The sequence below is a fragment of the Halolactibacillus miurensis genome (assembly GCF_900116255.1).
Classification (GTDB): Bacteria; Bacillota; Bacilli; order Bacillales; family Amphibacillaceae; genus Halolactibacillus; species Halolactibacillus miurensis.
This window is the reverse complement of the sequence record NZ_FPAI01000001.1, coordinates 354,181-373,144: the sequence shown is the minus strand read 5'-3', so window position 1 is coordinate 373,144 and position 18,964 is coordinate 354,181. Positions and strand designations below refer to the sequence as shown.

Below are 18,964 nucleotides of genomic sequence, written 5' to 3'. Positions count from 1 at the left end.
ATCAGTCCTATACCATCAAACTAATCATGATGAAAAAAGAGTGACAGGACTAAGACCCCCGTCACTCCTTTTATACCTCTCCTATTAAAATAACAAATAATTTTTATACGCTATATCTTTAACTATTAGGATTTTGACTGTTGACGCTTTCGTTTATCCACATAAAATATACCTGCAGAGACACTGATGATGAACATCGCTAGCCCTATATAGTTAAACGTTGAAGTGGCTGTTTCTGGTAATACTTCTCCTTCAGTGTGATCATCACTTTGATCATCCTCAACGATACCATCATTGCCTGTCCCCTCCGTTAATACAACACCATAACGACTGAAGTGTTCAACTTCAGCATAGACCATGCTTTTTTCAACATCAATATCTATAGGTGTAAGTAATTCTATCTGTACACCATCATCACTTATATAAGCGACTTTCACCAGATCAAGGTCAGTAACGTCTTCTAGATTTGCCTTAAAAGCTAAACGTACGCGACCACCATTAAAGTCAACCGCTTCTCCATCTTCATCCACTAACGAAAATGACATTAAGTCACTAATAAGAGACGTGTTAGCATCTATTAAGTCGTTTACCGTTTCAGCTTTAAACGTCACTTCTCCCTGTCCTTTTAACATGTTGACAGGCAGTCCTACCGTTACGCCTTCATATTCAAACTCCAACCAATCTTGATAATCAAGTAATGCGAGTACTGCTTCAGAAATTGTCATCTCTTTTTTCACATGATTAACAATCCAAGTATTTGGTCGCGATGGATTTTGCGTTAAGTCATTCAACCCAACCACTACACCTTCTGTTGATTCATTTTCTGAATCATCTTCTTCTGGTGTTTGATCTACACCTTCTGTATCATCCTCTCCTGGTGTTGGATCTTCACCTTCTGTATCATCCTCTCCTGGTGTTGGATCTTCACCTTCTGTATCATCTTCTCCTGGTGTTGGATCTTCATCTTCTGGATCACCTTCACCTGGCGTTTGATCTCCATCTTCTGAATCACCTTCGCCTGGGGTTTGGTCTCCATCTTCTGAATCACCTTCGCCTGGGGTTTGGTCTCCATCTTCTGAATCACCTTCGCCTGGGGTTTGGTCCTCTTCATCCGAAGGCACTCGGTCAAGTGATTCAACAATACTGATGTAATCAATATGGACAGTTGCTTCACCTTCTGCACTGCCACTAAACTCAATACCAAGTTCACGAACAGCACTCAAATCTTCAACTGTTGATAGGTCAAAAATCACATCGACATACTCACCTTGTTTTAACCTGACCTCACCACTATCAGACCATGCCCAATCATCACCTGTCTTAATAAAGACTTTTGCTTTCAAAACATCGCCTACTGTTTGTTCACTTCCATAGTTGATGCGGGCAACAATGTATTGATAGCCTTCTAGCGACTGGCCAAAACTACGTTTTACTTCTTTTTTACCTGCTAAATCAAGCGTACCACTATAGTGTCCACCAACTACATCAAATCCCGCGCCTGAAAACTCTTCATTTGATTCATCAAATGTAAAATGAAGTGGCTCTATGTCAATTGGGCCTGTTTCTTTATCTGGAATGGGTTCAGCTCCTTCAATTGTCGTTGCTTTAATATCATCAAAGTAAAGGGTACCACCACCCGTCTCACCGCCCATATAAAGGGCAAATTGTGTCACTTTTTGAATCCGTTCGGAATCAATCACCGCTGTTTGATTACTTTCCCAATGCGCCGGCGCAAAGTCACTAAACGGTATTGACACCACCCCTTCATAAGCATTGTTTAATTCAACATTCGATTCAAAACTTACACCACCTATTTGAATTTGAACAGTGAGGTGTCTCTCTCTTTGTGCCTCATGCTTTAACCAGAATGAAACGCCATTCGTTTCTGACCAATCTACACCACCGAGGGAGATTTGTTTACCAGAGTAACCTGCGCTGCCTAATGTATAGTCAAATTGAAGACCATAGTCACCTGATTGTTTGTCTGCGCTTGATAAGGCGAGATGAATAGGATCTCCATTATCACTATAAGCACGATCCAACAAATCATTGTCTCCCATGTATCCTTCAAAATCATCTACTACAAGCGGGTCTTTAACTGTTGGTTGATAGACATTCATTAATTGAATATTATCAAGGAATAATGCCTCATCAAATGTCATTTGCTTACCAACAAGTGAGATCGCCAAACCTTCTGCCTCCTCTACTTTCGGCAGATCGATTGCCGCTTCTACGTGGTAATAGTCTTTCCCTTCAACCGTTACCGTATCGTAGTCATGTACATTCACTTCATGTGTATATTTCGTCTCCCAATCAGGCGGCAACATAACGGTATTCGCCAAAGCTTTCTCACCTGCCGACGTTGGTACATAGACATCAAAACGCACCTGATTAACTGTTGTCACATCAATATCTGATACGTCCGTTAATTCTAGTTTAAGCTCTTGCCACCAAACAGTTGGATCCATATTTGTAACATCAAGTTTAAGCGATCCGCCATTAAAGTCACTATGACTGATTGTAAGTTCTGGCGCTGCACCATCTTGATTAGAATAGGTGCCATTCGTTTTAATACCGTCAATATTCTCAGCAAAATCATACGTTTTAACAACAAGTTCATCAATCGTCACAAAATAACGATGACTTTCTTGATCGATCATTTCATCGTTTTCATAATAGCGATAGGTCACATCCACAGAGCCATTATTAAACAGAGCATCTGGTGTATATGTGGCCGTGTAGTAATTACCATCTAACACCATTTCGACTTCTTCACCTGTACTTGCTTGATATGTGACGAGCGGATGAATGCCATGGTTTACTTTCGCGCGTAATGTGGTCGGTGCTGTCGTTAACTTCGTACCATTTGTTGGTCCCACGACAAAAAGGTCCATGTCATGGTCACTAACTGTATAGTCAATACCTTGATTATAGATGTTTGCTTCACTCGCAAATACAGTACGCTGATCCTCATAATACTTTGTGAAATCAGTCAGTAATTCATGGTCACCACCTAAATCTCCGTTTACATCTTTATATGGTACATACATATTATTCGGAAAACCAAAGTTTGCCCACGTTAACATATATGACGTTTCTTTTGCTTTTGGATAGGCAGCATTATTCATAATGCCGTCTAACACTTTTGTCCACCAGTCTAACGTGTTGCCTGTTTCATTCATCCCTTGAGCACTATAACCAAACTCTGTTAAAGCTGACACTTTGCCTCGTGTCTCCGCTTCTTCTGCGAGCATATGTAAGTCACCCGCAACACTATTAATCCAAGCCTCACTACCCGCATTCGCTTTATTGTCATAACTATCGATACCTAAAATATCAACATAGTCATCTCCTGGATACGTCTCAAAGTAGCGGTCTTTATCACCACTAGGACCTGAACCAGGTGAAAAACCAATTAAAATATTATGATTGCCATGTTCATGTAAGTAATCGACCGTATAACGAAAAATCGCTTTGTAATCCTCTGGGGTCGTTGAACTTTGCCCCCACCAGAACCAAGAGCCTGTCTGTTCGTGAAATGGACGGAAAATGATTGGAATCGCTTCGCCATTTTCATCCACTACTTTATGCGATAAATCAACAATTTGATCTAACCATGCGTTAAACGCTTCATGTTGACTGTTCTCTGGGAGGATTTCTCTGACAACGTTACCTGCGGTATCGTTATAGTTACCTCCTGTCACAAAATTATTTGGATGCATACTAAGTGTCACAATCCCGCCTAGTTCATGAGCTTTTTTCATCGATGCCGCCAAATTATTGAGTCTTTCTTCATACGATAATGCAACATCTCCAATCGCATTACCTGGACGCTCGCGTCCATCTAAACTATTTGTATCCCAACCAAAAATTGCGGGATAATTCCCTACTGCATTTTTCACTTCTGACTGATCGGATGCGACGCGGTTACCGTCGTTTGTCAACGTTAATCCTTCATCAATCGCATGCTGTTGACCGAATAGAATCTCATCGCCACCTAGACCTTTTAAGTAAGCAAAAAGTTCTTTCGTATACTGAGATGCTTCTGGGTCGGACATATCTAGCACCTGTCCACTTGGGGCTGCCTGTACTTCCACATAGGGTAAGACCATTTGCAGGGCGAGAAGCATCAGCATCATACAAGCCATGCCTCGCATTAATTTTCTTTTGTACCTTTTCATTCATTCAACGCCTCCTTTATTTTTGAAACCGCTAACATTTTTAATTATATATTATTAAGTAATTTTTTCAACAAAAAACTTAATATTTTTTAATTAATTACTTATCTGTTAACTTTATAAAATATAATTACCCTGGAATTTTTACTCATATTATGTGATTAAGCTTCCATTGACTCTTCTATCCCTTATTCCACAATCATTCATAAACTGTTTTCAATAGAAATATTAAGTCTATTTATTATCGCTACATACACATAAGCAAAAGACGCATGCATTAAGTTAACGATAACTTAAATAAACCTTTTTAATCATTGAATATCCACAAAGAAACTGATAAAATTTAACTGACACATTAAACAAAAAATAATGCATCAAGGAGTGTTTACATGTATGCTTTAGGCATTGATATTGGTGGAACAAAAACGGCCATTGGACTTGTCACAACAACGGGAGACGTCGTCGGTTATGATAAATTACCGACAGATCAAACAATTGAACCCACGAAGATGATTGAGCGAATCATTGTACACGTAAAAACTTTACTAGAAAAGCACCGTATTGACGACAATCAACTATACGGTATTGGGATTGGCGCACCTGGTCCGTTAGATATTTCACACGGGATGATTACCTATCCACCTAACTTACCACGTTGGCGCAATGTTCCGGTTGTTAAGCTTATGAGCGCATACTTTTCTGTTCCTATCCGACTAGAAAATGACGCTTCTTGCGCTGCAGTAGCTGAACACAGCTTTGGTGCTAGTCAACATTACACGGATAGTCTCTATGTAACGATCAGCACCGGGATTGGCGCTGGTATCATTTCTAAAAATACACTTATTTCTGGTGGAAAGGGCAATGCGGGTGATGTGGGACATATGGTGATTGATCCATCGTTTGGTGAATGTGTATGCGGTCAATACGGCTGTTTTGAACATATTTGTTCTGGGACGGCCATTAGTCGAGAAGCATCAAAATTAAAAGGCACAAGCATTTCTACTGAAGAAGCCTTTCGCCTTTACGAAGCGCAGGACAAAGATATGGTACCTTATCTTGATACCGTCATTGAACGAATGGGAATGGCATTGGTCTCACTTATTAACTCACTTGACCCTGAAATTGTTGTGATTGGTGGCGGGGTAAGCCAAGTCGGCGATACACTATTTGAACCGATTCGACATTATGTTAAGCGTTATACGTTAAACAAAGACGCAGGAGATACTCCGATTGTTCCCGCAAAACTCAATCAAGAGGCAGGCATAATTGGTGCCGCTGCACTCGTATCCCCTGAAATATAACGAAAACTTTTGTCTTTCCTTTCAATATGAGAATAGACAAGCTATACTAATAAGTAATGTATTTATTTAATAATAAAAGAAACTTTAAGGAGCGTAATTATGACAACACAACCATTATTTTTATCACCTACCTTGCAAGAACGTATTTGGGGTGGAGATAAATTAAAAACCGAGTTTCATTATGACATCCCATCAGACAAGACCGGCGAGGCTTGGGTAATTTCTGCACATGAAAACGGACCAAGTACAATTGAAAATGGGCCACTGAAAGGTAAGACACTAACAGAAGCATGGGAAAATAACCGCGATTATTTTAATCGCAGCGAAACAGATACAGAAGCCTATCCCTTGTTAGTTAAAATACTTGATGCGACGGAAGACTTATCTGTCCAAGTACACCCGGATGATACATATGCGCGCGAAAAAGAAGGTGTCCCTTACGGAAAAACAGAATGTTGGTATGTACTAGACGCTGAAGAAGACGCAAAAATCGTGTTTGGCCACCATGCTGAAACAACCGAAGAACTTAAAACACTAGCCGAAAACGGGGAGTGGGATGAATTACTGCGCTACGTACCAGTTAAAAAAGGTGATTTCATTTACGTGCCAAGCGGTTCTATTCATGCGATTGGTGCAGGGATTGTTATTTTAGAAACGCAACAAAGTTCTGACATTACTTATCGTGTCTATGATTACGACCGTACCGATGACCAAGGTAACACACGTGAACTACATTTAGATCAATCAATCGATGTCACTACAGTGCCACATAAAGACCCTGAACTGAGTCAAACCCAAACAACTGAAGACGACCTAACCATCACCCACCTCGTAAAAGAACAGTACTTCACTGTGGAGAAATGGACATTAACAGGAGAGGTGACAAAATCCCAATCAGAAGATTTCCTTCAATTAAGTGTGATTGATGGTGAAGGGACACTGACCGTTGACGGCGACGTTTATCCTATTAAAAAAGGCGCGCACTTCATCTTACCTTACGGCGTGAAAACATTTGACCTCGCTGGTAACATGACACTCATTACGTCTTATACATCTTAATATCTTACGCTGTCACAACGTCGTGACAGCGTTTTTTCACACTCTCTCCCCTGATTTCATTGACACTTTTGAAAAGGGTTATCTTTTTCTTTTCATCTTCATAAGTTCTTCACTTCTTCTTTGTATAGTTAAAGTATCAAGAAAAGGAGGCAATCACATATGAAAAAAATTATTGGGTTATCACTCATTGGATTTCTTTTAATAGGTTTAACAACAGCAGTACTTGCATCTGAACATATCTATCCGTTAAGAGATCATCCCGAATTTGAGAACTACGCTGGAACAGAGGACTTCGATCAGTGGCGCGAAGAGATGTTAGAGAATCACCCTGAAGAATGCACCGGCGAAGGTTATGGTTATGGCTATCGCTCTCAAAACGAAGAAGGCAACATGACACCAGGACAAGGTCTACGCCGTGGTAATGGTTTAGGTAATGGCCAAGGCAATCGTTTCGGACGCGGCATGATGGGACACACTTATTAAACACTAAAGACATGGAGGCAAAATCTATGTCCGTATGTCTTTTTATCAATTTTTGATAATCAATATACGTCTAGTAGACACTTAAAAGGAGGATTTTTTAGATGATGTTTTTAGCAATTATCCTCATTGGATTTTTACTCTATCAATATATGGCACCGAAAGACACTCATAACAGAAGGTCAATGGGGACTATAAATTCGGCACGAGAAATGCTTGATATACGTCTGGCAAAAGGCGAGATTTCCGTAGAGGAATACAACGAAATCAAACAAGCTTTATAATTTTATCCCGTACCAGTAACAACTTATAAATAGGAATGAAAGGATGATCAACATGCATTTTTGGCGCTACGGCGGTAATTTCCGCGACGGCTTTGGTTTTTCAGGTGATGGGGGCTTTGGGTTCTGGTTTCTTAACTACCTGCCGTTACTATTTATGATCGGCTTAATTGTCTTAGTGATTGTTTTGATTGTAAAACAATCAAAACAATCACATGCACATCATCAACAACCAACAAAACAACAGCCATCAAACGACCACGCCATCACGATTGTTAAAGAGCGTTATGCGAAGGGAGAGATATCAAAAGAAGACTATCTTGAATTAATTGAAACGTTAAAAGAATCACAGTAATATAAGAGGACCCGCTTACTTAAACAGCGAGTCCTCTTACTTATTGTAATGGTTTTAAAATCCTAAAGGATTTGGGTCCAAGTTTTTTTATTTCGCCGCTTTTTTCTAATCGTTTAATTGCGCGACTAATACTTTCAGGTGTGGTTCCTAAGTGACTTGCCAAATCTTTTTGTTTCATTGGTAACTCACATTCAATTGGATAGTGCGCTCCCGGTACTAATTGATGAATAAAGGTTTTCAGCCGAACATCCACTGGACCTGACGTTGCTTGTTGTAGCGCTCGTTCTGACTCATCTAAGCGCTTAGCAAGGTGTTTTAACAGTGTTAAAGCAATCTTTGGATAGGCAGTTAATAACGTCTCTATATCTGATTGCTTAATATGACAGACTTGACTATCTTCCACAGCTTGGGCAAACACATCATGGTCTTGATCTAAAAACAGCCCTAATTCCCCGGTGAAATCCCCCGGTAATAATAGACGCACGAGCTGGTCTTTCCCCTCTTCATTTGATCGATATAACTTCACTTTCCCTGTATGCACAACATAAAGACCCGTTGATTTATCCCCTGCTTTAAATAAAAAGCTACCTGCTAAAAAAGGTTTTGAATGGACTGTCTTCATCACTTCATTTAGCTGCTCTTCCGGTAAATGATTAAAAATCGGGACCCGCCTGACACATCCCGTCATATGATGACGCTCACTCATCTTTATCTCTCCTCTTTGTCGATTCACTTTGATAATCTACTTTATTATTTCCTTAATCGAAAGCGAATTAAACGCATACCATTTATAATAACAATTAAGACACTTGCCTCGTGCACAAACATACCCGATGCTAGATGTATCGTACCATTTAACACACCGAGAAGTAAAAAGAACACCGTCAATAACGCAAGCGCAATATTTTGAGTTCTATTTCTCACTGTTGCCTTCGCCAGCCGATAGGCGTGAACCATCTTATCTAATCGATCGTTCATCACGACAACATCCGCGGTTTCAATCGCGACATCTGTTCCAGATAGCCCCATCGCAATACCGATATCAGCGAGCGCTAAAGCCGGAGCATCATTGACACCATCACCGACCATGACAACTTTTTCACCACGTTGTTGTCTTTGTTTGATTTCTTCCAATTTATCTTTCGGTTGTAATTCAGCTCGAACAGAAGTGATTCCCAATTGTTTCGCTACATATTGAGCAGTTTTTTCATTATCTCCCGTCAACATGACTAAGTCGCGTACCCCGTACTTTTTAAGCTGTAACAACGCATCTTTAGCTTCCGCTCTAATAACATCATTAATCACAAGGTAACCAATCACCTTTTTCTCTTTGGCGACAATAACTGCCGTTTTCCCTTGGGCTTCTTCGGTTTCAATTTGTTCATGAACATCCCGCGCTAACGCAATATCATGCTCATCCATTAAACGACGGTTACCAATCAGATAGCGCACACCATCATAAAACCCAAACAAGCCTTGACCTTTCACGAGCGTCACATCTAAGTGACAATCAGTTAATGTTTCTGTTTTCTTAGCATAATCAACAATCGCTCGTCCTAAATGGTGCTCAGAGTGACGTTCAAGTTCTGCCACCACGAAAAGCCAGTCTTCATCAATAAAGGATACTTGATTTGTGACGGCTGGTTCACCCTTTGTCAGTGTGCCTGTTTTATCAAACATAAATGTTGTCGCTTGTTTAAAGCGATCAATAGCGTCGCCGCCCTTTAATAACACACCGTTTTTAGCCGCATTACCAATTCCACTCACATTGGATACCGGAGCACCAATCACAAGCGCCCCTGGACAGGCAATCACTAAAAAGGTAATCGCTAAATGCAAGTCTCTCGTCAATAGATAGACAATAGAACTTAATATTACCACCCCAGGTGTGTAATAGTGACTAAAACGATCGAGAAACTTTTCTGTTTGCGACTTCTGGTCTTGCGCTTCTTCAACTAATTCGATAATTTGACTAAAGGCGGTATCTTCCCCGACTTTTTTTGCTTGCACTTTAATATAACCTTCATCGACAATCGTCCCACTAAAGACGGCATCACTTGTTGTCTTTTCTCTTGGGACACTTTCTCCTGTCATCATGGCTTCATTTAATTGGGCTTCACCTGAAATAATATCCCCATCAACCGGGACCTTCCCCCCCGCTTTAACAATGACAATATCATTGAGCGCCACGTCACTCACACTGACAACAACCTCTTGCCCATCTTTTAAGAGGGTCGCTTCTTCTGGCGCTAATGCCATGAGTGATTGAATCGATTGCCTGGTGCGTGCTAAAGTACGAGCTTCTAGATAGCTGCCGAATAAAAATAAGAAGCCGACGACACTACTCTCTACATACTCTCCAATAAAGATGGCACCAATGATGGCAATCGAGACGAGTAAATCAATACTCATATATTTCATTCTAAGCGCCTGTAAGGCAAAATAAACAACCGGGATGCCCGTAAGTACCGTCGCCACAATGAGTATAGGATCAATGAAATAGTCCTTACCAATCAGATTAAAAATAAGCGCTAATCCAATGAGTAACCCCGAGCTAATCATTGCAACAGATTTAAACTTCGTCATTTTTTGAGCCATGAACTTACCTCCTCTTTTTTCATCTAATTTATTTTCTTTTTCACATATCCCTATCAACACCTCTTCCTAAGGCGTTTGTCCCAATGCCATTTAAAGAAAACCCCCTTAAAAAATAAGGGGGCATGAGCTTAACCTTTTACTGTATAACCTAGCTTTTCGATGACAACTTCAATATCTTTACGTGTAATCGTCTCCTCATCGAAGTCCACTTTTACTTTACTTGAGTTAAACAATACGTCAACACTGTTCACCCCGTCTTGTTGTTTCACGCCTACTTCTATTTTCTTCACACAACTTGGGCAACCAAGTTGTTCTAATTTAATCGTTTCTAACATATTTGTTTCCTCCCTTTTTTGTTGTTGACTCTACTATAACGAATAAATCACAATTAAAAATTGACACTCGTCAAGTTTTAATATTTTTCTTTATGAACATTTTGTGAACCTTTTTTATCGTTTTAGGTCGAGAAGACACCTTCCTCAAGTTCGTCAGCACTAGGTGGGTGACGAATCGCTTGTTTTGAATATTTTTGAAGCAACAAACATATATTCCTCATGGTATAATTAAGACACTGATATTGAGCGTCACAAAACAAAGAAAGGGGGGGCACGATGGGCATGAAGGCTATTTTTTCAAATCGCTTATATAAGCATGAGATAGACGCAAACTTTGTTATGTCCATGGATCACACCCTCCGGGTGTTTAATCAAGCTAAACATCCTCGCTATCAAGCGGGGGGCCGTGAGCTTAGGGGCTTGAAAGAGAAAAGTTTGGTCTCCATCCATCAACAGTTAAAGCAACGTTACGGATTAAATGATTATTATGCGAACAGTGCTGTTCAAGAAGGGCGCGCTCTTCTATCAGCGCAAAAAGAATTGAAGAAAGTGTACATGAGTAATAAAAAAGAACAAATCAACGCCGTTAAAAGAAAAATAAAAGCGACGAAGGCCCGCTTGACGACACTTCAAAAAATAAAAGCCTCTTTTGTCAAATTAATGTGGACCCTACGTTATGTCCTTTACGATTGAAGATGAGAAGAATGTTTACCCGATTGTTCCACCTGGTGGCAGCAACACAGAAGCCTTGTTAGACGGAGAATAACAATCACACTACATGACTGAAAGCACAAAAAACTTCACCTAAAAAGAAGGTGAAGTTTTTTATGCCTAGGGCGGGTCAAATACCATCAAAGATAAGCGCATCATTAAATGCATGAATATCCGATTGTTGTTGATCAAAATAGTCTGCCTTTATAATGAATGTTTTTAAGTACGTCACTTCATTTGTCTTCGTTAGATAAATATCGAAGCGCATCGGTTCATTGCGCAATGTCTGAAAGGATAGAAATTCTTCTTTCTCATTCAGTATCTTAATATCTCCTGCACTTTGTTTCAATGCCGTTTTAATCTTCGTTGAACTGTCTTCATTCGTTAGTACAGAAACAATCACCTTTAAGCGATCTTTTTCAAATGTTACCGTTGTTGTTTCTTCATCTATCACTTGAAAACCTTGGTTTTCTGTCAGTGTCAAACCTTTATCGCTATTAAAGTAAAAGACACCTTTTTCCTTCTGATTGATCGACTGTATTAGTTCTGTATCTCCACCTTGTGTCTGTTGAACTTGTTCACTCTTGGCCGCTTCATTCTGGCAACCGACGAGATACAAACAACTCAAGATGATTAACCACTTTCTCATAGACTCACCTCTAGCTAGAAACTTATCGGACACACACATTTTGACTACCCAATTTAGGTAGTTAACATGCATCCGGTCTTTTACTCACTGGTTTATTTTCCTCGTTTTTCAGCTTTTTCTTGTACTTTTCTAAGTTTTTCTGCGGCTTTTTCTGCCGCCTTTTCGCGTTGTTCTTCAGCTTTTTCTAATGCCTCTTGTTGTTTCTCTTCAGCTTTTTTTAATTGTTCGGCCGCTTTTTCCTCAGCCTTTTTTTGTTTTTCCGCGGCTTCTTCTAACGCTTCTGCTTCCGCTTCTAAGCTATCATCTGCTTGATCATCCATGTCATCGATTAAGTCATCAAGCTCCTCATCTTCATCCGTATCAACTTTTTCTATCGCTTCAAGAGCTTTCGTTAAAGCGCGCGCTTGATTTTCCAATGCTTTTGCCATGCCACGTTTCGCTTGTTCTGGTAAGTTTTCACGTGACATGAGCGCTGTCATTTTTTCACGACGCTCTGCCATCTTGTTAATTAATTTTTCTCTCAGTGCGGCCAAATCTTCACCTGTCGTTTCTGCTTCTTCAATGACCGCTTCAGTTTCTTGCTCATGCTCAGTCACTTCTTCAAGCAGCGCTTCCGCTTGTTCTGTATCCCCTTGTTCCAATTCCTTTTCTGCTTCTTCCAAACGTTTTTCCGCGTATTCTGTTTGTAGATCAACCTTATTTTCTGTTTCTTCCGTTAAATCATACACCACCTCTTCTATTTCACGTGTCGTTTCATATAACAGTGAATCCGGGGTAATGATCGCACTCCCATCCTCAGCCGATACCGCTAGAGTAAATGATGTGAGGCTGAATAATGCTACCGCTGATAAAATAAATGTCTGCTTCATTTTTAGACCTTCTTTCTTTTTCATCTCTATGTATTTTCGCAAATATTCTTGCAATTCTTATATTAAAGGAAAATCCAACATTTGTAGAGAGGCTATCGATTGATTTCATTTTATCTTTTTCTTCTCTCACTGTACCTTCTGACACTTAAATTATGTAATTACAGGAAGCTAATAGATTCAGGCTCTTTAACCATTACTTCATGTCTGCTTCCTTTGATATGAAAGCAAATATTTTTATAAACAGAAAAAAACCGGATATTTTAAGGATTCACTTCCCTTAAAAACCCGGCTTTCTCAGCTTCACTACCCACATCTTCAGCTTAGATAATCGTGGTCACTTCTTCCGCTTGCTTAGATAATTGTTCTGCGGCATCTAATACATTATCAAAGTCTGTTGTCGCAGTGTTGACTTCTTGTTTTGTCCGTTTAATATTGTCTTGTACGTCTTTTGCATCACTCACAATTTGTGAAATTTCACTGGTGATTTGGTCAATGTTTTGACGGATTTCGCCAATTGACTCATCAACACCGGTCGCAAGTTTTCTCACTTCATCGGCTACAACACTAAAGCCACGTCCGTGTTCACCCGCTCTAGCAGCTTCAATCGCCGCATTTAAGGCAAGTAAATTGGTTTGTGAGGCAATGCCACGAATGGTTTTGACGATATCTTGAATTGATGCCGTATTTCCTTGAAGCGTTTCTAATGTTTTTTGAGACGCGTCATAAGCTTGATCAATTTGATCCACTTGTTTGGCGATATCTTTACTGCGGCTAATCCCGGTCCGTGCACGTTCATTTAATACACTCGACATTTCACTCAATTGTTCAACCACATTCGTTATCGTATCTTGACGGTGAGTAATGTCCGTTGCGACTTTCACAACGCCCACCACTTTACCCGACTGATCTTTTAACGGCATATAGGTTGCTTCAAGCCACACACGGTTACCTGACTTTGATTTTCTATCAATCTTATCTTGAAAACTCTTCCCATGATATAAACCATTCCAAAAATCATCATACGATTGACTTTTACTAAATGTATCGAAACAGAGTTCTTTATGATGCATGCCTTTCATTTCTTCAGGACGATACCCTACCGTTGCCGCGAATAAAGGATTCACATAAGACACGCGGCGTTGTAGATCAAATTGAATAATCGCTAAATTGCTTTCTAGAGCTTCCATAATCAGTTCACTTGCTTCACAGTTTTGAAATAGTTTTGTTTCCATCTTTTCCTCCATCTGGACTCCCCTTCAAAAATAGGTCCAATGTATTATCTATTGATTGATATATTAAATGATGCTTACTTTATTACTATCGGCAATATTAAAGAAAAAATTAGTCGTTTCTTATACAATATCTATACACAGGTTATACAATACCTAGGCGATAGTCAATTAATTTGACTTCAACTACGAATACTTTAGCAAAAAATAATCGGACCCTAGTTAAAAAGACGCGAATATTGGCGCGTTCTCAGCTGAACTAGCTCTCATTGAAATAATTAAAACCCCTTTATCCAATGACACATTGAATAAAGGGGCGCTCTTTAGTTATGAAATTGTTTTAAAGTGGCTCACTTCTTTACTTAAGCTTTCAGCGAGTTCTGCGAGTGTATTCGCACTAGATGAAATTTCATTCATTGAACTAGCGGACTGCTCAGAAGAGGCGGCAGTTTCTTCAATACCTGCAGCTGACTCTTCAGAGACTGAAGCAATCTCTTCAATCGATGTATTAATAAGGACACTCTCATTTGTCACATCAGAAAGCGTACGTGATACATACTCAATCTTTTCTACCATTTGTTTGATCGCATCGTTAATGACAGTGAAGTTCTGACCCGTTTGTGCCATTTGTACTGTACCTGTGTTCACTTCGCTGTAGCCTGATTCTAATGCATTAACGACTTCTTTCGTATCACCTTGGATCCCTTGGATAATTGTCGTAATTTCTCTAACAGAATCTGATACATTTTCTGCGAGTTTTCGCACTTCATCGGCAACAACTGCAAAGCCAGCACCATGTTCACCTGCACGCGCTGCTTCAATCGCGGCATTTAGAGCTAATAGGTTCGTTTGTTCGGCAATATCTTGAATAACATCAACAAGTTTTGATACTTGGTTCGAGCGTTGTTCTAAACTTGACACTTTTTTCACTGCGTCATTAACAATCGTATCAATCTTCAACATTTGGTTAAGTGCTTCTTCCATCATTTTGTAACCCTCATCTGTTTTTTCAATGACGGTAATCGATTCTTCTGAAACATTTTCTGTCTTCTCGTTCGCATCTGCGATTTTTTGTAAGAAGAACTCCATTTTCTCAGATAACGTTGACACAGTATGTGCCTGTGTTTCTGAACCTGATGATAATTCTTGCATCGTTGACGCAATTTGTTCAGATCCCTCGCGGACTTCTAGTGAGGATTGCGTGAGTTCTTCACTGGCACTAGAGACGCGTTCAGCGGCATTCGATACACTACGAATCACGGCTTGTAAGTCTTCTTGCATCATATTCATTGACTCAGTTAATTCACCAATTTCATCCTTACGCTTGTTTTCTAGCAAGTCTCCAGTTAAATCCCCTTGAGCAATCGCTGTTAAACGAGCAGCGATGCGTTTTAACGGGTTACCGATTAAACGCCCTATTACGACACCTAAAATAATTGCTAAAATCATGACGCCAATCGCCATAAAGAAAATAATGGATCGAGCCCATTCAAAAGATTGTGATGCATTATCATAATCATTCTTTGCGATATCTAAACTTCCGTCACGCAATTGATAAAGTGTCTCTCGAAAAGTTCGAAAATCATTACCAATGGCCGCTATCCCACTAGCCGCTTGTTCAAATGACCCATTTGATACTAAGCGGGCATTATCGATTGCTTGAGCACTATATGTATGCCACTGCTCTGACATAAGGTTAAATAACTCACGTTCATTAGCTTCCATATCAAATGCTCCATACGTTTCAAGCAATCCATTCATTGATTGAATCGTATTTGTCGCATCATTTCCCCCTGCTGGGTCTTCCTCTGTGACACCTGATAATAATTGTACACGCGAATTCTCTGCTGTTTGAATCATTTCTGTCATGACACCTAAGGGCTCGACTCGATTACGATACAATAAACGTGCATCATCTTGTACTTCACCCGTGCCCCAAATACCTGCCGCGCCCACTACTAACACAAGTAGCGCAATCACGATATAAGAACTGATTAACTTACCTTTAATCTTCATTTGTTTACCCCCTAAAATATATCCACTTCCTTTCTATTATATCGGCAAAATCACCTATTTGTGAACAAATTACACAAAAAACCTTATCTTTCTTTAGTCGGATGCACAAAAAGACGACTCTTATGCTAGAGCCGTCTTATTTGAGCGGGAGATAATTCATGCCAGGATGCTGCACCGAGTAATTTTAGATTCACCGTTAAGTCATCTATTAATTGTTCTAGCACATCTCGAACACCCACTTCCCCACCGGTAAGTCCATATATGTATGGCCGTCCAATTAGCACACTATCCGCTCCCAACATATAAGCTTTGATCACATCTGTTCCACGTCTGATGCCACCATCGATCAATAACGGAAAATCATGTCCCACTTTTTCTCTGATCTCTTCTATTACTTCAAGTGGTTCAATGGCACTATCAAGTTGTCTTGCCCCGTGATTACTCACAATCACACCGGCTGCACCTATATCTTTACAATGTTTAGCATCACTCGGCTCTAAGATACCCTTAATAATAACAGGTAGTGATGTCTGACTAATTAACGTTTCGACCTTCTCAAACGTTAATGTTTGGTTAAATAATATTGATTGAATTTTTTGTTTGAGTGTCGCTTGATTATCCTCACTTGTTACATACTTCTCTTTAAATACCGGGTCTGTCATGAAGTTTGCCATACCCGCGCCTTCATCCATCGGAAAATAATCGTGCGAAAGATCAATTTCACGTCTTCCTAAGACAGGCGTATCAACGGTAATCACAAGACCTTTGACACCGGCTTGTTCTGCTCGTCTCACCAAGCTATAAGCCACATCGTCATCACTCGGCCAATAGAGCTGGAAGTAGTGATCACTCTCCGTCATTACTTCACTAATATCTTCGATACTAAAGCTCGCGACCGTACTTTGGATAAACGGAAGCCCTAATGTATTTGCCGCGCTCGCACTTGCCCGTTCACCACATTCATGCACAATCGTATGAAACCCAATCGGCGCCAACAAAATAGGCGCTTGAATGGTTGAATGTAATAATTCTACAGATGTATCCACATGAGAGACATCTCTCAACAAGCGAGGGATTAACCGGTAACGATTAAACTGCTCGGCATTATATTTAAGACTAACCTCACTACCAGCCCCACCGGATAAATAACCAAAGGCATTGCGTGAAAGTTGTTGTTTAGCTATCGTCTCCCATTTATCTGTCGTTTTTAACGTCATCGTATCACCTTAATCTTTCTTCGCCTTTTGACTGAGGACGTTACCTAACGTTTGAATACCTTGAATCAGAATAATCAAGATCACAATCGTCACATACATGACTTCAGGTTGATAACGCACATGCCCAAATCGATAAGCCACATCCCCGAGACCACCCGCACCGACTAAGCCTGCCATCGCTGTTGCGCCAATGAGCCCAATTACCGCAATCGTAATCCCTAAAATAATCGATGATTTCGCTTCGCGAATCATGACGTGCCAAATGATATGGAGTGGTTTAATCCCCATCGCCTGATACGCTTCAATAACACCTTGGTCGACTTCGAGTAAAGAAGATTCCATTAATCGGGCTAAGTACGGCGCGGTAAAGATAACAAGTGGCACGATCACGCCTCTAACGCCCATCGATGTTCCAACGATGGCCCGCGTAAACGGTAATAAAGCAAATAGTAAAATAATAAACGGAACCGAACGAATCGTGTTAATGACAATGTTCAGTACCCGGTACAACCAAATATAACGCTTGCCATTCGTTCGACTAATGACGAGTAACACACCGAGTGGTAAGCCAATCAGAATTGAGAAAAACAAACTGATGGTCACCATTTGGAATGTTGCTAGTGTTGCTTCAATAATGGTTGTACCCCACCGTTCAATAAATGCCGTCATGGATGACCACCTCCCTTACAATAACACCTTGGTCCGTTAAGTAATCAATGGATTTCGTCGTTTCTTGAACTGACCCTTTAATATGCGCACGTAGTTTTCCAAATGTCTGATCTTTTAACTCAACAATATTCCCAGATAATATATTTGTTTCAATCTGATAACGGTTTGAAATAACTGATAGACTCGGGCTCTCTGTGGCACTGCCAACAAACGTTAAATCAAGAATTGGCCCTTCTTTTTGTAGATCTTTAATAATGTGCTTCGGTGTTTGACTTGGAAAGATACTTTCGACAAAGCGTCTCGTTGTTTGATGCTTCGGTTCGGTATATAAATCAACAACCGGACCTTGTTCAATGATTTTCCCGTTTTCCATAACCGCCACGCGGTCACAAATCCGCTGGATGACATGCATCTCATGGGTAATAAGTAGAATCGTAATCCCAAGTTCTCGGTTTATTTTTAATAGTAGTTCAAGAATTTGATCGGTTGTATCTGGATCAAGGGCACTTGTCGCCTCGTCACTCAACAAGATATCTGGCTCATGTGAGAGCGCACGGGCAATGGCGACCCGTTGTTTTTGTCCACCTGAGAGTTGATTCGGATAGACATCCGTTTTATCACTCAGTCCAACAATCTCTAAATACTTTTTTACTCGCGTTTTGATTTCATTTTCAGCAACACCCGTAAGTTTCAGTGGAATCGCGATGTTTTGATAGACGGTGAGCGTTTTTAATAAATTAAACCCTTGAAAAATCATCCCAATCCGTTGGCGTTTCTTTCTAAGTGCCTCTTTTGATAACGTCACTAAGTTATCGCTATCAATAATGACATCGCCTGATGTTGGCTCTTCTAAAAGGTTGGCCATGCGAACGAGGGTACTTTTACCCGCCCCGCTATAGCCAATCACACCAAAGATTTCACCTTTTTCAACGGTTAAGCTCACATCATCCAGCGCTTTCACATCAGATTTCCCCGTCTTGAATACTTTTGTAATATGTTTAAGTTCAATCATTTAAG

General features: G+C 40.2%; 15 protein-coding genes and 3 pseudogenes. 6 read left to right on the top strand and 12 right to left on the bottom strand.

Annotated features, from left to right (window positions below; all coding sequences use genetic code 11):
- Positions 1–125: 125 nt before the first annotated feature.
- On the bottom strand, positions 126–4,181 hold the full coding sequence (locus tag BM390_RS01570; RefSeq protein ID WP_089852763.1) for a glycosyl hydrolase: 4,056 nt from the start codon (positions 4,179–4,181) through the stop codon (positions 126–128).
- Positions 4,182–4,567: 386 nt separating this feature from the next.
- On the opposite strand from BM390_RS01570, the gene BM390_RS01565 reads away from it, so the two are divergent.
- The 5 genes from BM390_RS01565 (at position 4,568) to BM390_RS01545 (ending at position 7,654) form a co-directional block, all read left to right on the top strand.
- Positions 4,568–5,479: an ROK family protein gene (locus BM390_RS01565; RefSeq protein ID WP_062319671.1), complete on the top strand. Its 912-nt coding sequence runs from the start codon at positions 4,568–4,570 to the stop codon at positions 5,477–5,479.
- A gap of 99 nt (positions 5,480–5,578) precedes the next feature.
- Positions 5,579–6,538 (top strand): mannose-6-phosphate isomerase, class I, encoded by a 960-nt coding sequence (gene manA / locus BM390_RS01560; protein ID WP_089852762.1) that lies wholly within the window; start codon positions 5,579–5,581, stop codon positions 6,536–6,538.
- Positions 6,539–6,697: 159 nt separating this feature from the next.
- Positions 6,698–7,021, top strand: a complete 324-nt coding sequence (locus tag BM390_RS01555) for a hypothetical protein (RefSeq protein WP_062319667.1) — start codon at positions 6,698–6,700, stop codon at positions 7,019–7,021.
- Between the two features lie 101 nt (positions 7,022–7,122).
- The gene (locus BM390_RS01550; protein ID WP_062319665.1) at positions 7,123–7,302 is read left to right on the top strand and encodes an SHOCT domain-containing protein; all 180 of its coding nucleotides are present in this window, start codon (positions 7,123–7,125) and stop codon (positions 7,300–7,302) included.
- A gap of 52 nt (positions 7,303–7,354) precedes the next feature.
- Positions 7,355–7,654, top strand: coding sequence for an SHOCT domain-containing protein (locus tag BM390_RS01545; protein WP_089852761.1), 300 nt, complete (start codon positions 7,355–7,357; stop codon positions 7,652–7,654).
- A 40-nt stretch (positions 7,655–7,694) separates the two neighbouring features.
- Here the strand turns inward: BM390_RS01545 and BM390_RS01540 are convergent, their stop codons facing one another.
- The 3 genes from BM390_RS01540 to BM390_RS01530 form a co-directional block, all read right to left on the bottom strand.
- The gene (locus tag BM390_RS01540; RefSeq protein WP_062319662.1) at positions 7,695–8,360 is read right to left on the bottom strand and encodes a Crp/Fnr family transcriptional regulator; all 666 of its coding nucleotides are present in this window, start codon (positions 8,358–8,360) and stop codon (positions 7,695–7,697) included.
- A 44-nt stretch (positions 8,361–8,404) separates the two neighbouring features.
- Positions 8,405–10,252: a heavy metal translocating P-type ATPase gene (locus BM390_RS01535; RefSeq protein ID WP_089852760.1), complete on the bottom strand. Its 1,848-nt coding sequence runs from the start codon at positions 10,250–10,252 to the stop codon at positions 8,405–8,407.
- A gap of 128 nt (positions 10,253–10,380) precedes the next feature.
- Positions 10,381–10,587 carry a heavy-metal-associated domain-containing protein gene (locus tag BM390_RS01530; protein WP_062319660.1) on the bottom strand — a complete coding sequence of 69 codons (207 nt, stop codon included), beginning with the start codon at positions 10,585–10,587 and terminating at the stop codon, positions 10,381–10,383.
- Positions 10,588–10,863: 276 nt separating this feature from the next.
- Between BM390_RS01530 and BM390_RS01525 the strand changes: the two genes are divergently transcribed.
- Positions 10,864–11,280 carry a hypothetical protein gene (locus BM390_RS01525; protein WP_089852759.1) on the top strand — a complete coding sequence of 139 codons (417 nt, stop codon included), beginning with the start codon at positions 10,864–10,866 and terminating at the stop codon, positions 11,278–11,280.
- A gap of 148 nt (positions 11,281–11,428) precedes the next feature.
- Here BM390_RS01525 and BM390_RS01520 read toward each other — a convergent pair whose 3' ends face one another.
- The 8 genes and pseudogenes from BM390_RS01520 to BM390_RS01490 all read right to left on the bottom strand — a co-directional run bounded on the left by BM390_RS01520 (position 11,429) and on the right by BM390_RS01490 (position 18,959).
- Positions 11,429–11,947, bottom strand: a complete 519-nt coding sequence (locus tag BM390_RS01520) for a hypothetical protein (RefSeq protein WP_062319656.1) — start codon at positions 11,945–11,947, stop codon at positions 11,429–11,431.
- 92 nt (positions 11,948–12,039) lie between these two features.
- Positions 12,040–12,816 (bottom strand): DUF5667 domain-containing protein, encoded by a 777-nt coding sequence (locus BM390_RS01515; protein WP_089852758.1) that lies wholly within the window; start codon positions 12,814–12,816, stop codon positions 12,040–12,042.
- A 320-nt stretch (positions 12,817–13,136) separates the two neighbouring features.
- Positions 13,137–13,571, bottom strand: a pseudogene (locus tag BM390_RS15880) (methyl-accepting chemotaxis protein); the annotation flags it as partial.
- A 99-nt stretch (positions 13,572–13,670) separates the two neighbouring features.
- Positions 13,671–14,003 (bottom strand): annotated as a pseudogene (locus BM390_RS15875) (PAS domain-containing protein); the annotation flags it as partial.
- Positions 14,004–14,372: 369 nt separating this feature from the next.
- Positions 14,373–16,055, bottom strand: a pseudogene (locus tag BM390_RS01505) (methyl-accepting chemotaxis protein); the annotation flags it as partial.
- A 131-nt stretch (positions 16,056–16,186) separates the two neighbouring features.
- A complete protein-coding gene (locus tag BM390_RS01500) occupies positions 16,187–17,278 on the bottom strand; it encodes an alpha-hydroxy acid oxidase (RefSeq protein WP_062319650.1) in 1,092 nt (363 codons plus the stop codon).
- Between the two features lie 9 nt (positions 17,279–17,287).
- Complete coding sequence (locus BM390_RS01495; RefSeq protein ID WP_062319648.1) at positions 17,288–17,947, bottom strand: methionine ABC transporter permease; 660 nt, start codon at positions 17,945–17,947, stop codon at positions 17,288–17,290.
- Complete coding sequence (locus BM390_RS01490) at positions 17,931–18,959, bottom strand: methionine ABC transporter ATP-binding protein (protein WP_062319646.1); 1,029 nt, start codon at positions 18,957–18,959, stop codon at positions 17,931–17,933. The genes BM390_RS01495 and BM390_RS01490 overlap by 17 nt, the downstream gene beginning before the upstream one ends.
- Positions 18,960–18,964: the final 5 nt, after the last annotated feature.